Raw genomic sequence first — 13,385 nt, forward strand, 5'->3', positions numbered from 1 at the left:
AATCTACAACACAATGCGGAACTAATTGTGGATCCTACAAACCGGAAGTCAAGCAAATGATTACCAGCTTCCTCTCAAAACTGGAAGTAACGGCATAATATCCCAATGAGTATTGCTTGTGCAGGCACTCTTGATCGTATTCAGTCCAAAGAAGTCTTTACTCACATTCTTGAGGGCAATGTTAGCGATCTCGAGCTTGGTGCATTTTGTATTGCAATGCGCATCAAAGGAGAGACGGCATCTGAGCTGATGGGTTTTATAGATACCCTACAACCGCATCTGAATTTACTCAATATTGGATCAAAGCCAGCAATTGTCTTGCCTAGTTATAACTGGGCTAGAAAATAAGCAAACCTCACACCTCTTCTTGCCGGAAGGCTAACTAGTAATGGTTTTACCGTTCTGGTTCAAGGGGTAGAGAGATCAGACCAGAGTAACTAGTCATGAAATTTTTAACTCACTTGACTGGCCAATTCTTAGAACGATTAATGAATTTGAAACACTTCTCAATACTCAACGGCCAATCTTTTGCCCGCTCAATGTGATTTCTCTGGCGCTTCAGAAATTATTAGACGTCAGAGAGAATCGGCTTAAGGAATACTGGTCAGGTACTGGCAAAACTCATAACTCCAACTCTTCAGGATCCATGGCAGATTTCTAACTACACTCACCTAGAATATCCAGAAAAATTACGAGAGTTTTTTCAACTTCGTTCTTCAAATGGAATGCTAATGAGGGGGAGTGAGGGCGAACCAACGGCAACCATGCAAAGGTTGCCTGAAATGCATTTTCTACCATCGAATGATCAAGAAATTACGAGCCCGGAAGAGCGATTCTCAGAATTAAGTCCATTTACAACAATAGATTCGCAATCTACAGCCTTGGTTACATCAAAAATAATAAAAGGTAAGCTTGCATGCCCTGGATCCATATGAAAACAAGCTCATGAAATTTCTAGAATTGCTGACCTAAGTTAACAATAACATCCCCAAACCCAACCTTCATGGAAATAAAAATGGAACAAAAATTCCCCTTACCCCCATTTACTAAGGAAATAGCGATTCAGAAAATTCGCATGACTGAGGACGCATGGAATACACGTGATCCAGAAAAAGTGGCGCTAGTCTATACAGAAGATACTATTTGGCGAAATCGTGTTGAATTCCCAAAAGGGCGTGAGCAAGTGAAAGAGTTTCTTCGTCGTAAATGGGCTAAAGAGTTAGATTACCGACTCATTAAAGAGCTTTGGGCATTTACAGATAATCGCATCGCAGTCCGCTTTGCATACGAGTGTCATGACGACTCTGGAAACTGGACCAGAAGTTTCGGGAATGAGAATTGGGAGTTCAATAAAAACGGTTTCATGATGCGTCGATTTGCCAGCATTAACGATTTACCAATCAAAGAATCAGATAGAAAATTTTTCTGGCCCCTAGGAAGAAGGCCAGATGATCACCCTAGTCTAAGTGATCATAGTTTATAACCAGCGCACATGATCTGATGAGTGATTCACAAAACTAAGGCGTCACTTAATTTACTTTTGTAACTCTATCTCACCCCGGGTCGCCAGGTTTTATCAAACCAGGGCTCAAAAGAAAGGTCCATAAAGACGCAAAATCATGAACCAACCTTTACTAGGAAGTGTTTGCACCCAGTTGTTTTCGTAACCTAGAGGGGCTTTTGGACCAAAATACACATCAATCGATCCATCTGCACCATTAAGCGGGTCTGATTGTCATATACGATCACCGACCAAAAATCCTTTACAGGCACATTAGGTGGCAGACGCATCTTGTAGGTCTTGTTACCATCGAATGGATTTCCTTTCGAAGCCTGCACTGACCATTGGTATTGAGATCCCTGCCCAACCATCTTCATTTCCATCGCCGGAGTAACACCTGTAGCAAAGTAGCAATAGAAGATATAACCATCCATATTGGTCACCCCAGCGGTACCAAAAATCATTAACACCCCCTAAAACTTTTGGAGGGATCTCAATTACTCATGGCCCCTTTTTGGTGTCGAGCCAAATAAAGTTGTAGATCGTATTATCGTTTGCCGTCAGCTCTACGGAACGCGCATCAACCACGTTTTCCCAGATCACATCAATGCGGTTAACGGGGCCAAATTTACCCAAAGAATCTCGCATACCAGCTTGATTTACGATTGATATCGCCATGAGATCGGCTTACTGGACTCGCGAGCGATCCAGGTTATCGTATATTTTCTCTACAGTATCGGCTTTGGGATAGCCATAATTTAAGTTAAGCGCACCAATAGAACTTTCTATTTTGTTTGGCACAGCTACGCCTGGAGCAATGGGAGTAGAACACTTCATCCCAGAATTTGCTTCGGTTCCTGCCTTAGCGAAAAGAAACATAAAACCAATACAAGTAATTTGAGTTTCATATCTGTCCTCTTTGGCTGCGCTAAGTTACATGGCGCGGATCTGGCTGTTGATGATCCTAGCATAGCTATTCAACCTTGAATATCTAATCCTAGCCAAACATCCATAACCAATTTCCACTAAATTTGTAGCAGACTAAGAAACTCATTAAAAAGAGGGTTTACATACTGTACTGATAAGCTACAAACCATTACTCTTGAACTCAAGCATTTACTAATAAAACAGATACGGAGACAAAAATGCCTGGAGCTAATCTCAAAAGCGTTATCAGACTTTTGATTGCAATTATTTCATTTGGCATTACTAACTTATCATTTTCACAAACACTAGACTCTTATCCTAAAGGCCCAATTAAAATTATCGTTCCTTATTCCGCTGGTGCCGTCACCGATGCCCTTGGTCGTATTATTGCGATGGGCTTAAATGAAAGTTTTGGAGTAACCGTACTTGTTGAAAATAAAGTAGGCGCTGGCGGCACAATTGGCACAGAACAAGTAGCGCTATCCCCACACCCGATGGATACACTTTGCGATTGGGTGCAGCCGGTCCTGTTTCAGTTGGCAAAGCCCTATATCCTCAACTACGCTATGATCCTGCGAAAGATTTAACGCCACTTGCTATTATTACTCGGGCACCATTTGTGGTGGTGGTTCATCCAGATCAGCCATATAAAAATGTAGCGGATCTCATTGCCGCAGCCAAAGCAAAGCCCAATACTATTTTGCCTATGCCTCTGTAGGTAATGGAACGCGGCAGCATATTATTGGAGAAATGTTTAAACAATCTGCCAATGTCCAACTATTACATATTCCTTACAAGGGTTCTACTCCAGCCACTACAGATTTACTTGGAAATCAAGTTCCATTAATGTTTGATAATCCAGGCCCTTTAATGCAGCATATTTGAAATGGTAAATTGCGTGTTCTCGCTCACAAACTGGTGATCGTCGCTCAGCAGCGTTGCCTGATACCCCAACCCTCCGTGAAGCGTGGGTGACTGGATTGGTTGCAGCGCCATGGTATGGAATCATGGGCCCAGGCAATATGCCTTCACCAATTACGGAAAAACTCAATAAAGAAATCAGTGCTGTTCTGCGCCGGCCCGATGTTGCAGCTCGTATGCAAGAGATGGGCTTAGTTGCCACCCCGATGTCACTAGCTGAAGCAAGGGTTTGGGGCGATGCGCCACGCAAATCTAATGCAACGGTAGATTAATAAAATGCCTCACATCACAGTAGAAATTCCGCCAACACTGGAAGGTCAACTTGACTGGAAGGCACTCTTTAAAAATCTTCATTTAATAAAGTTAGCGCATGCAGATTTTGTACGCCTCGATGACTTTAAAAATCGCGTAGTTGCCCTGGAAGATTGGCAAGTGTCTGATAAACCTGAAGATGCAATATTTTTATTTGCTACTCTGCACACTATGAATCCACGTCCGCAAGAAATGATTCGCGCTATGGGCGTAATGATTCATAAAAGCCTAGAAGAAAAAGCAAGAAAGATTGCCAATGGTCGGTGGTTACAGGTTTTCCACATCACAATCAGCAAATAGTTCATTGCTCTACTACCAATAGACCTATGTATCTATTGGGTTTGCCATGGAAAATATGTGACGATAGCTTATACACTTAGTGGCGAAAAAAGAAAAAACGACTTAGGCATTTCTCCCTCAGTCGTTGATTTCATTGGTGGGCCCACCAGGACTTGAACCTGGGACCAAAGGATTATGAGTCCTCTGCTCTAACCAACTGAGCTATGGGCCCGTTAGTCTTAGATCAACCTTCCTCGAGGAAGGTCTTCAGTTTGTCACTGCGGCTTGGGTGACGCATTTTTCTGAGGGCCTTGGCTTCAATCTGACGAATACGCTCACGAGTCACGTCAAACTGCTTGCCAACTTCTTCAAGGGTGTGATCAGTACTCATCTCAACACCAAAGCGCATACGCAATACTTTTGCTTCACGTGGTGTTAATGAATCAAGTACGTCCTTCACCACATCACGCATTGAGTCATGCAATGCAGCTTCTGCTGGAGCCAATGTGTTGTCATCTTCAATGAAGTCACCTAAATGAGAATCTTCGTCGTCGCCGATTGGAGTCTCCATAGAGATAGGCTCTTTGGCAATCTTCATAATCTTACGGATCTTATCTTCAGCAATCTCCATTTTCAACGCCAGAGTAGCAACGTCTGGCTCATGACCAGTTTCTTGCAAGAACTGACGGCTGATACGGCTCATCTTATTGATGGTCTCAATCATATGCACAGGGATACGAATCGTACGTGCCTGATCTGCAATAGAGCGCGTAATCGCCTGACGAATCCACCATGTTGCATAAGTAGAGAACTTATAACCACGACGGTATTCAAACTTATCTACTGCTTTCATCAAGCCAATATTACCTTCTTGAATCAAGTCTAAGAACTGCAAGTCACAATTGGTGTATTTCTTAGCAATCGAGATCACCAAACGTAAGTTGGCTACGGTCATCTCACGCTTAGCTTCGCGCGCACGCTTCTCGCCAGCGATCATTTGCTTGTTTACTTCTTTTAATTCTAGAAGTGGAATAACAACATTCTTCTGAATATCGATCAACTTCTGTTGCAACTCTTGAATTGCAGGAACGTTACGTTGTAAGAGAGCGCTATATGGCTTGTTTTCTTTGAGCAACTTATCAGTCCAAGTCAGGTTCATCGACATCTTAGGGAAGTCTTTTAATATTTCACCACGATTAACGCCAACCTTATCTACCAGCAAGCTTACAATGCCACGCTCGAGCTTCCATACCTGATCTACCTGTGAACGCATCGTATCGCATAGCCTCTCAACACTCTTGGCCGTCAAACGGACATCTAGCAATTCAGCACGAATTGCATCCTGAGCCTTGAGATATGCAGGACAGTTATAACCATCTTTGTCAAATGCGCGACGCATTTTTTCCGCTTGAGTACGAACGATCGCAAACTTCTCCAAGGAGATCTGCTTCAACTCCTCTAATTGCTTTGCGCTAGCTGTTGCAGCACCGCCGCCGCCACTACCGCTACCTTCGTCGTCGCCATCATCTTCACCCTCTTCAGCATTAGGATCAACTAGGCCATCCACAAACTGATCGATTTCTATTTCACCGCTGGCAATCTTGTCGACGTTTGTCAAAATTTCAGCAATCGTTACAGGACAAGCAGACAAAGCCATCACCATATCTTTTAGGCCGGCTTCAATCTTCTTCGCAATGACAATCTCGCCCTCACGAGTCAAGAGATCTACGGTACCCATCTCACGCATATACATACGTACAGGATCAATAGTGCGTCCGAACTCCGAATCTACAGTGGATAAAGCGGCTTCTGCTTCTTCTTCAGCCTCTTCTTCAGAAGCGGCAGCAGCAGTGTTATCAGACAGAATCAATGTTTCTGCATCGGGCGCTTGCTCATACACAGTAATACCGATGTCATTGAGTAAGCTAATCAACGTTTCTAATGCATCTGCATCAGACAACTCATCAGACATGACGTCATTCATTTCGCCATGAGTTAAATACCCCTTGGACATACCCATCTTGATCAAAGTCTTCAAGCGAGCACGACGTAATTCTTGTTGCTCTTCAGTTCCAAGCTGTTGCGCAGCAAATTCTTTTAAGAGCGCCTTCTCTTTAGCCTTGCGCTCACGTGCTTTTTGACGATCTGTTAATACTGGCGCTGCAGCATCTGCAGGTGTCTCAGCTTTTGCTTTACGACCACGCTTCTTTTCTTCTTCAACCACTGGAGTCTCAAGATCTACAACTTGAGCTTTTTTACCTTTATTTTCTTTGGCAACCTTAACTGCTTCTACCTTTGGCGCTGCAACAGCCTTACCTTTTTTCGATGGCTCAACTTTGACATTAGCCTTCGTTGCTTTTACAGGAATCTTGGCTTTTGGCGCAGGTTTTGCTGGCGCCTTTGCTTTGGCAGCGGGTTTAGCAGCAACCTTTATAGGTTTAGCTCGTGTTTTCGCTTTTGGAGCTGGTTTTTTGGTCTTGGTATTCGGCATTTATTAGCACTTACTCACATTACTGTTGTTGATATCGACTGATTAAGCACAGCCCCCCCCCGGAACTCACTTACCCACTTACCTCAAATTTCATCAAAATAAAGCGCAAGTGGCTGAATTAAAGCGGTTTTTTCTTGGGAAGAGAGGATTATAGTCGATTGCGACTTTTTTACCCCTACTTCCCCAAAAAATATGAGGCCCTTTTAGGGGATGTCTAGGGGTATTTGAAGAAATTCTTAAGTGAATTTCAGCTTTTCGCCTAATTCTCGATAACGGGCCCGATCTTGATCGGAAGCAGTACTTGCCGCGATCTTTTGGGCAATTGCAGTCATTTCTTGCTTGAGATGGGTTAATTCCAGTTTTTTGAATGCCCCCTCTAGATCGGCGATGGCTCCATCAAGCTCCAAATTAGACCCCATCACGCGATTGCTTAGGACCTCATACAACGTTGCAAACTCACTGCGAGAAAGTTGTTCTTGAAACATAGCAAATGTACCTGCACCTACCATGGCAGGCTTATTAACATCACCTGGAATCAACTCAACTAAATCACATTGCAATAAAAGATCCTGCATCAAGGCATGTGCTTTAGCAGACCTCTGCTCTGCTGCCTTTAATGCTAGCGCACGTCTATACGTATCTAATGCTTTTCCCAAGTGCGGAAACTGAATCATCACTCGCAACATCTGCTCGGCTAGATCCGTTGGCGCTTTCGGTGGCTCAATATTTTGTGTAGCAACTCGCTTTGCAGATCCTTTAGATGCTTGCCAAGGAGCACCTTGGCTATTGTTGTTGAAATTACTGTGTCCATTCTGAATCGCAGCTCCACCTTGAACTCTTGCTTGCATAGGCTGATACAGTGTTTGTCGAACTGGCGCTGGCGCAACTGTTAAACCGCAAAATGCTTCGAGCTCTGCCGGTGTAGAGTTGGTGCGGATGGCTAACTCACGTAAGATTTGCGTTCGCAGCGCAATTGGTGGCATTGAGAGCAAGAGTGGCTTAGCGGCATGATGTGTGTGGGCACGGCCTTCAGGGGTTGTAAGCTCATGTCCTTCGCTGGCAACTTTAAAGAAAAAACTGGAGATAGACATTGCCTCTTTCATGACTTTCTCAAATGCTGCCGCTCCATAGGCGCGCACATAACTATCAGGATCATGCTCCGTCGGCAAAAATAAGAATCGAATTTCTTTATCGTCTGACATTAATGGCAAACATGCCTCTAGCGCACGCTGTGCTGCTCTTTGGCCAGCAGTGTCGCCATCAAATGAAAAGACTATCTTGTCTGTTTGGCGCAAGAGCATGCCCACATGGTTTGCAGTACAGGCTGCCCCCAATGTAGCTACGGCATTCGGAAATCCTAATTGCGCTAAAGCAACAACATCCATATAACCTTCACACACAAGAACATATTCTTGTGTGTGAATTGCTTGTCTTGCTTCAAATAATCCGTAAAGCGTATTTCCTTTGGAAAACAACGGTGTCTCTGGAGAATTTAAATACTTCGGCCCGCCTTGATCGAGAATGCGACCTCCAAAACCAATCTTTTGCCCTTTGGGATTGCGAATCGGAAACATAATCCGATCACGAAAACGATCGTAGCGTTTTACGGGCTGACTACCCTCCGTTTGCTCACCTTGGATAATTAAGCCACCCTCAAGCAAGGTCTTAGCCACTTCATCATTTGAGTAAGTGCCGAAGACTGCTTCTAAGCCTTGCCAACCATCAGGTGCATAACCAAGTGCATAGCGTTTGGCAATCTCACCTGTAAGACCGCGGCCCTTCAAATACTCTACAGCTCTAGTATTTCCTTTGAGTTGCTGGCGATACCAATCTGCCGCAGAACTCATTACTTCACTTAAGGCCATCGCTTGCTGTTGTCTTGCTACGTCATTCGCTGTTCGCTCCTCGCGAGGAACATCTAATCCTACTGAGCGTGCCAGATCTTCAATCGCATCCACATAACCTAGACCAGAATATTCCATTAGGAAGCTAATAGCAGATCCATGCGCACCACAACCGAAGCAATGATAGAACTGCTTAGTGGGAGATACCGAAAATGAAGGAGACTTCTCAGAATGAAACGGGCACAAACCTTGATAGTTCGCGCCCGCTTTTTTCAACTTGACATGTTGCCCAACTACATCAACGATGTCCACCCGATTCAAGAGATCGACAATAAAGGATTGTGGGATGAGCGCCATATGCTCAGTATGTAAGGATGTTTCTTACTTTGCTAGCGCGGCTTTTACCAAGCCAGATACCGTACCCATATCTGCTTTGCCAGCCAATTGGCCTTTAAGAACGCCGATCACCTTGCCCAGATCCTGGGGTCCAGAAGCTCCCGTGGAGGAAACAGCAGCAGCCACTGCCGCTTCAACTTCAGCATCAGATAACTGTGCAGGCAAGTAGGTTTGCAAAATAGTCATTTCGGCACCTTCGATCGCCACCAAGTCATCACGACCCGCTTTTTCAAACTGAGAGATCGAGTCTTTGCGTTGCTTAACCATTTTTTCAACAGTAGCAATCACTCCTGCATCATCCACCACAATCCGCTCATCGACTTCACGCTGCTTTATCGCTGCCAACAAAAGCCGAGTTATGCCCAAACGTCCCGTTTCTTTTGCTCGCATAGCACTTTTCATATCTTCAGTGATTTGATCTTTGAGGCGCATCGCTATATTCCTGATATTAAATTCAATGTTGAATGGCGATTAAAAAGCAAAAACCCGCTGCGTTTCACCGTCAACGGGTTTCAAAGCTTCTCGGTGAAGAGAGCTTGTAAATTCTATTAGTAAAGCTTCTTAGGCAACATTTGGCTGCGAATACGCTTGTAATGGCGCTTGGCAGCGGCAGCCTTCTTGCGCTTACGCTCAGCAGTTGGCTTCTCGTAGAACTCGCGTGCACGCCAGTCTGTCAAAAGGCCATTCTTTTCAATGGTGCGCTTGAAACGGCGTAATGCCACTTCAAATGGTTCATTTTCGCGGAGGCGGACTGTAGTCATACTTATTTAACTCGTATATGCTCGATAGATATCGAAAAATTAACTTAATTGCGATTCTAGCACGACCAAACCAAAAAATGATTGTTTTAGGAATAGAAACTTCTTGCGATGAAACTGGGGTGGCTTTATACAACACCAGGCCTTGGGAAGATGGTAAACCAGCCTTCGAGGGCATATTGGGACAGGGTTTGCACTCTCAAATTGCTATGCATCGGGACTATGGGGGCGTAGTCCCTGAATTAGCCTCGCGCGACCATATTCGTCGTGTCTTACCCCTTTTAGGGCAATCTTTAGACCAATCCGGCCTTAAATTAAGCGATATTGATGCCGTAGCCTTCACTCAGGGACCCGGATTGGCTGGAGCCCTCTTAGTGGGCAGTGCGTTTGCAAAATCCCTCGCCCAAGGCCTCAATTTGCCCTCAATGGGGGTGCATCACCTCGAGGGACACCTTCTTTCTCCGCTTTTGGGTCAAACAGTCCCTCAATTCCCATTTATCGCTTTATTGGTTTCTGGGGGTCACACTCAGCTTATGAAGGTTTCTGGAATTGGCCAATATGAACTGCTGGGTGAAACTTTGGATGATGCTGCGGGTGAGGCTTTTGATAAGACCGCTAAACTATTAGGCTTAGACTACCCTGGCGGTGCAGCGATTTCGAAATTGGCGGAACAAGGTCGTCTCGGAATGCTTGATCTACCTAAACCTATGTTGCATTCAGGCGATTTGGATTTTTCTTTCTCAGGCTTAAAGACTGCCGTTCTCAATCAAACCAAAAAGTTTGCAAAACAAAATATTGCTGACGTAAACATCGTCGCGCAATTTCATGCGGACCTTGCGAGAAGTTTTGTTGGTGCCATTGTGGCAGTACTCGTCAGCAAATCAGAGAAAGCACTAAAGCAAACAGGCTGCAAACATTTAGTGCTTGCAGGTGGCGTGGGTGCCAATGTACAACTTCGTACTGCACTCAATGACAAAGCAAAGAAAAATCATTTTGAAGTACATTACCCACCACTAGAACTTTGCACTGATAATGGTATGATGATCGCATTTGCCGGAGCGCTACGTTTGCTAAGTGAAGGTCATGGCGCCACAAAATCAGGTGCGTTTAATGTCAAACCTCGTTGGCATTTGGAAACCAATAACCTGAAGTAATTTAGGACTTGCTTGCCTAATTATTTAGTGAGACTAATACGGGCAAAGGCGCTGTGATTGTGAATAGATTCGAAATTCTCGACCTCGACTACGAATGCGAGAATCCGCTCATCCGTCTTGAGACGCCCAGCCACATCACGAACTAAGTCTTCAACAAACTTCGGATTACTGTAAGAGCGTTCAGTGACCCACTTCTCATCGGGACGCTTGAGCAACCCCCAAAGTTCACTAGAGGCTTCGCTTTCGGCTGCCTCAACCAAATCTTCCACAGTCATCTGTGTATTGGCATCCAACACTACAGACATCGTTACATGTGAGCGCTGATTATGAGCACCAAAATCAGAAATCTCTTTAGAGCAAGGGCACAAACTCATTACAGGAACTTGGGCACGCAAACCTAATTCAACCTCGGATTTGCCGTTGCTATTTTGCTTTGCAGTTGCCATCCAAGTCACTTCGTAATCCATTAGGCTTTCTACACCCGACACTGGCGCTGCTTTTTTAACAAAGTGAGTATAGGTAAATTGCACATGACCTTCTTTAGCATCAAGCAATGGCAGCATTTCATGCGCCATCGCTACAACCGAAGTGCTATCCACGGCGATATCTTGTTTTTGTAATAAGGCCATGAAACGGGACATGTGTGTACCTTTTACATGCGCAGGCAAAGCGACATCCATCTCGAAAAGTCCTACGGATGGAAAGTTATCCGTCTCCCATCCGAATAGTCAGTGGATGGCGTACGCCACGGATACCAACCTGCTCAATTGGTAAAGCACGCTCATCCCGAGTGGATTGCACATCGGGCATAGCGCTTAGTTTGAAAAAGGCGGGGTTCATGTCATTCGTAGCTCTATTTTCAGGCAAAACCGGCTTATTTACCCAAAACTACTGATTTCGTGCTTAATACACTCGGAAAACGCTGTTTGATAGAGTTTGCGATACCTTCTACAGCCAAGCCACACTTGGTCATTAGCAAGTTGTAATCGCCGTGTTCAATGAACTGGTCAGGTAAACCTAATTGCAAGAGGGGTTTAGCGACACTTAACTTTGCGAGCGCCTCCAAACAAGCGCTACCTGCACCACCAGCAATTGCACCATCCTCTATCGTCACCAAATAATCATGATCTGCTGCCAAAGATTCAATCAAATCGATATCGAGCGGCTTAACAAAACGCATATTTGCTACTGTTGCATCAATTCCTTCGGCAACCTCTAAGGCAGGATAAAGCAATGTGCCAAAGGCCAAAATGGCTACACGTTGACCAGCAGGTGCGGTTGATTTTCGACGAATCTCGCCTTTGCCCATTGGTAAAGTGCGTAACTCTTTAGAAGGAATAATGCCAACTCCTGAGCCGCGAGGGTAGCGCACTACAGTTGGATGCGGCTGATGAAAAGCAGTCGTTAATAAATCGCGACATTCAGCTTCATCCGCGGGCGTCATCACCAACATATTCGGAATGCAACGCAAGTAAGGAATGTCATATGCGCCTGCATGAGTAGCACCATCTGCCCCAACCAGTCCAGCACGATCTAACGCAAATAACACTGGCAAATCTTGTAAAGCCACATCATGAATTAATTGATCGTATCCACGCTGTAAGAAGGTGGAATAAATTGCTACAACAGGCTTCATACTCTCACAAGCCATGCCCGCCGCAAAAGTGACCGCATGCTGCTCAGCAATACCGACGTCGTAATAACGTTTTGGAAAGTGCTTTTCAAATTCGACTAAACCAGAACCTTCACGCATCGCAGGAGTAATGCCAATTAATAAAGGGTCGACGTGAGCCATATCACATAGCCACTCACTAAACACGTGAGTAAAAGTCTTCTTACTCGCTACCGCTTTTTTGACACCCTCTTCAGGATTAAATTTACTTGGGCCGTGATAGAGGACGGGATCAGCTTCGGCTAACTCATATCCCTGACCTTTTGTAGTTACTACGTGCAAAAACTGGGGGCCGCGGCCTTCTAAAACTAAGCGACGCACATTCTGTAGCATCGGCACAAGTGCATCAAGATCGTGGCCATCAATTGGCCCAAAATAATTAAAACCAAACTCTTGGAAGATGGTCGATGGTGAGACCATTCCTTTGGCATGATCTTCAAGACGTTTTGCGAATTCACGCAGTGGCGGGGCAATGGAAAGAACGCTATCAATACCCTTTTTGGTCGCAGAGTAAATGTTGCCACTCAGCAATCGTGCAAGGTGTCGATTCAGCGCACCTACTGCCGGTGAAATCGACATATCGTTGTCATTCAAAATGACCACTAAAGGGATATCGTCATATACGCCTGCATTATTCATAGCCTCAAAAGCCATACCACCAGTCATCGCGCTATCACCAATCACAGCAACAGCTACATGTCGCTCACCTTTGGTCTGAAAGGCGCGCGCCATACCCATTGCCGCAGAAATACTTGTAGAGGAATGTCCGGTTCCAAAAGCATCAAATTCACTCTCAGTTCGATGCGGAAAGCCTGAAAGGCCTTGATACTGCCGCAAAGTGTTCATACGCTCTTTGCGGCCAGTCAATATTTTGTGCGGGTAACTTTGATGCCCCACATCCCAAACGATACGATCTGCCGGGGTATCAAAAACGTAATGCAAGGCTATAGATAGCTCTACCGTACCTAGGTTGGATGAGAGATGCCCTCCGGTTTTGGATACAGAATCCACAATGAACTCACGAAGCTCATCAGCTAGCACTGGTAACTCTTCACGCGAGAGTTTTTTAAGGTCATCAGGGGAGCGAATGGAATCTAAAGTCATTGAATCTAAATATTCTGAACAAATGA

Annotated in this window: 13 protein-coding genes, 1 tRNA gene and 3 pseudogenes; 8 read left to right on the forward strand and 9 right to left on the reverse strand. The window is 44.9% G+C overall.

The genetic code is table 11. The features are described from left to right. The first annotated feature begins 105 nt into the window (after positions 1–105). On the forward strand, positions 106–348 hold the full coding sequence (locus DXE31_RS01790) for a hypothetical protein (RefSeq protein ID WP_114697602.1): 243 nt from the start codon (positions 106–108) through the stop codon (positions 346–348). A 667-nt stretch (positions 349–1,015) separates the two neighbouring features. Beyond that, positions 1,016–1,483, forward strand: coding sequence for a nuclear transport factor 2 family protein (locus DXE31_RS01795; RefSeq protein WP_114697603.1), 468 nt, complete (start codon positions 1,016–1,018; stop codon positions 1,481–1,483). A gap of 105 nt (positions 1,484–1,588) precedes the next feature. On the opposite strand, the pseudogene DXE31_RS10075 reads toward DXE31_RS01795, so the two are convergent. Further along, positions 1,589–1,965, reverse strand: a pseudogene (locus DXE31_RS10075) (DUF1214 domain-containing protein). Between the two features lie 37 nt (positions 1,966–2,002). After that, entirely contained in the window at positions 2,003–2,179 is a 177-nt protein-coding gene (locus DXE31_RS10080) for a hypothetical protein (RefSeq protein ID WP_197712102.1), read from the reverse strand. Positions 2,180–2,646: 467 nt separating this feature from the next. On the opposite strand from DXE31_RS10080, the gene DXE31_RS11930 reads away from it, so the two are divergent. The 5 genes and pseudogenes from DXE31_RS11930 (at position 2,647) to DXE31_RS01825 (ending at position 3,961) form a co-directional block, all read left to right on the forward strand. Continuing rightward, positions 2,647–3,015, forward strand: coding sequence for a tripartite tricarboxylate transporter substrate-binding protein (locus DXE31_RS11930; RefSeq protein ID WP_114697604.1), 369 nt, complete (start codon positions 2,647–2,649; stop codon positions 3,013–3,015). Continuing rightward, on the forward strand, positions 2,940–3,146 hold the full coding sequence (locus DXE31_RS12715; protein ID WP_162785520.1) for a tripartite tricarboxylate transporter substrate-binding protein: 207 nt from the start codon (positions 2,940–2,942) through the stop codon (positions 3,144–3,146). The genes DXE31_RS11930 and DXE31_RS12715 overlap by 76 nt, the downstream gene beginning before the upstream one ends. Beyond that, positions 3,140–3,313, forward strand: a pseudogene (locus DXE31_RS12720) (tripartite tricarboxylate transporter substrate-binding protein); the annotation flags it as partial. The gene DXE31_RS12715 and the pseudogene DXE31_RS12720, both read left to right, overlap by 7 nt. An 8-nt stretch (positions 3,314–3,321) precedes the next feature. After that, positions 3,322–3,621: a tripartite tricarboxylate transporter substrate-binding protein gene (locus DXE31_RS11935; protein ID WP_114697607.1), complete on the forward strand. Its 300-nt coding sequence runs from the start codon at positions 3,322–3,324 to the stop codon at positions 3,619–3,621. 4 nt (positions 3,622–3,625) lie between these two features. After that, positions 3,626–3,961: a tautomerase family protein gene (locus DXE31_RS01825; protein ID WP_114697608.1), complete on the forward strand. Its 336-nt coding sequence runs from the start codon at positions 3,626–3,628 to the stop codon at positions 3,959–3,961. 134 nt (positions 3,962–4,095) lie between these two features. Here DXE31_RS01825 and DXE31_RS01830 read toward each other — a convergent pair. From DXE31_RS01830 to rpsU, 5 genes are all read right to left on the reverse strand, one after another. Next, positions 4,096–4,172: transfer RNA gene (locus tag DXE31_RS01830), tRNA-Ile, on the reverse strand. 12 nt (positions 4,173–4,184) lie between these two features. Further along, complete coding sequence (gene rpoD / locus DXE31_RS01835) at positions 4,185–6,431, reverse strand: RNA polymerase sigma factor RpoD (RefSeq protein ID WP_174222254.1); 2,247 nt, start codon at positions 6,429–6,431, stop codon at positions 4,185–4,187. 236 nt (positions 6,432–6,667) lie between these two features. Next, on the reverse strand, positions 6,668–8,632 hold the full coding sequence (dnaG, locus tag DXE31_RS01840; protein ID WP_114697609.1) for a DNA primase: 1,965 nt from the start codon (positions 8,630–8,632) through the stop codon (positions 6,668–6,670). A gap of 24 nt (positions 8,633–8,656) precedes the next feature. After that, entirely contained in the window at positions 8,657–9,103 is a 447-nt protein-coding gene (locus DXE31_RS01845; protein ID WP_114697610.1) for a GatB/YqeY domain-containing protein, read from the reverse strand. A 116-nt stretch (positions 9,104–9,219) separates the two neighbouring features. After that, positions 9,220–9,432 carry a 30S ribosomal protein S21 gene (gene rpsU, locus DXE31_RS01850; protein ID WP_114697611.1) on the reverse strand — a complete coding sequence of 71 codons (213 nt, stop codon included), beginning with the start codon at positions 9,430–9,432 and terminating at the stop codon, positions 9,220–9,222. Between the two features lie 77 nt (positions 9,433–9,509). Between rpsU and tsaD the strand changes: the two genes are divergently transcribed. After that, positions 9,510–10,583 carry a tRNA (adenosine(37)-N6)-threonylcarbamoyltransferase complex transferase subunit TsaD gene (gene tsaD, locus DXE31_RS01855; protein WP_114698618.1) on the forward strand — a complete coding sequence of 358 codons (1,074 nt, stop codon included), beginning with the start codon at positions 9,510–9,512 and terminating at the stop codon, positions 10,581–10,583. A gap of 20 nt (positions 10,584–10,603) precedes the next feature. Here tsaD and folE2 read toward each other — a convergent pair. Then, positions 10,604–11,423: pseudogene (folE2, locus tag DXE31_RS01860) on the reverse strand (GTP cyclohydrolase FolE2). 34 nt (positions 11,424–11,457) lie between these two features. After that, positions 11,458–13,359, reverse strand: a complete 1,902-nt coding sequence (gene dxs / locus DXE31_RS01865) for a 1-deoxy-D-xylulose-5-phosphate synthase (RefSeq protein ID WP_114697612.1) — start codon at positions 13,357–13,359, stop codon at positions 11,458–11,460. Positions 13,360–13,385 lie beyond the last annotated feature (26 nt).

The sequence above is a fragment of the Polynucleobacter necessarius genome (assembly GCF_900095185.1).
GTDB lineage: Bacteria > Pseudomonadota > Gammaproteobacteria > Burkholderiales > Burkholderiaceae > Polynucleobacter.

What these genes read in the sequence shown, in the direction of transcription:
- DXE31_RS01845 (WP_114697610.1), bottom strand. Translation starts at nt 9,103, where the DNA reads ATGCGCCTCAAAGATCAAATCACTGAAGATATGAAAAGTGCTATGCGA.
- rpsU (WP_114697611.1), bottom strand. Translation starts at nt 9,432, where the DNA reads ATGACTACAGTCCGCCTCCGCGAAAATGAACCATTTGAAGTGGCATTA.
- dxs (WP_114697612.1), bottom strand. Translation starts at nt 13,359, where the DNA reads ATGACTTTAGATTCCATTCGCTCCCCTGATGACCTTAAAAAACTCTCG.
- DXE31_RS11930 (WP_114697604.1), top strand. Translation starts at nt 2,647, where the DNA reads ATGCCTGGAGCTAATCTCAAAAGCGTTATCAGACTTTTGATTGCAATT.
- tsaD (WP_114698618.1), top strand. Translation starts at nt 9,510, where the DNA reads ATGATTGTTTTAGGAATAGAAACTTCTTGCGATGAAACTGGGGTGGCT.
- dnaG (WP_114697609.1), bottom strand. Translation starts at nt 8,632, where the DNA reads ATGGCGCTCATCCCACAATCCTTTATTGTCGATCTCTTGAATCGGGTG.
- DXE31_RS01795 (WP_114697603.1), top strand. Translation starts at nt 1,016, where the DNA reads ATGGAACAAAAATTCCCCTTACCCCCATTTACTAAGGAAATAGCGATT.
- DXE31_RS01825 (WP_114697608.1), top strand. Translation starts at nt 3,626, where the DNA reads ATGCCTCACATCACAGTAGAAATTCCGCCAACACTGGAAGGTCAACTT.
- DXE31_RS01790 (WP_114697602.1), top strand. Translation starts at nt 106, where the DNA reads ATGAGTATTGCTTGTGCAGGCACTCTTGATCGTATTCAGTCCAAAGAA.
- rpoD (WP_174222254.1), bottom strand. Translation starts at nt 6,431, where the DNA reads ATGCCGAATACCAAGACCAAAAAACCAGCTCCAAAAGCGAAAACACGA.
- DXE31_RS10080 (WP_197712102.1), bottom strand. Translation starts at nt 2,179, where the DNA reads ATGGCGATATCAATCGTAAATCAAGCTGGTATGCGAGATTCTTTGGGT.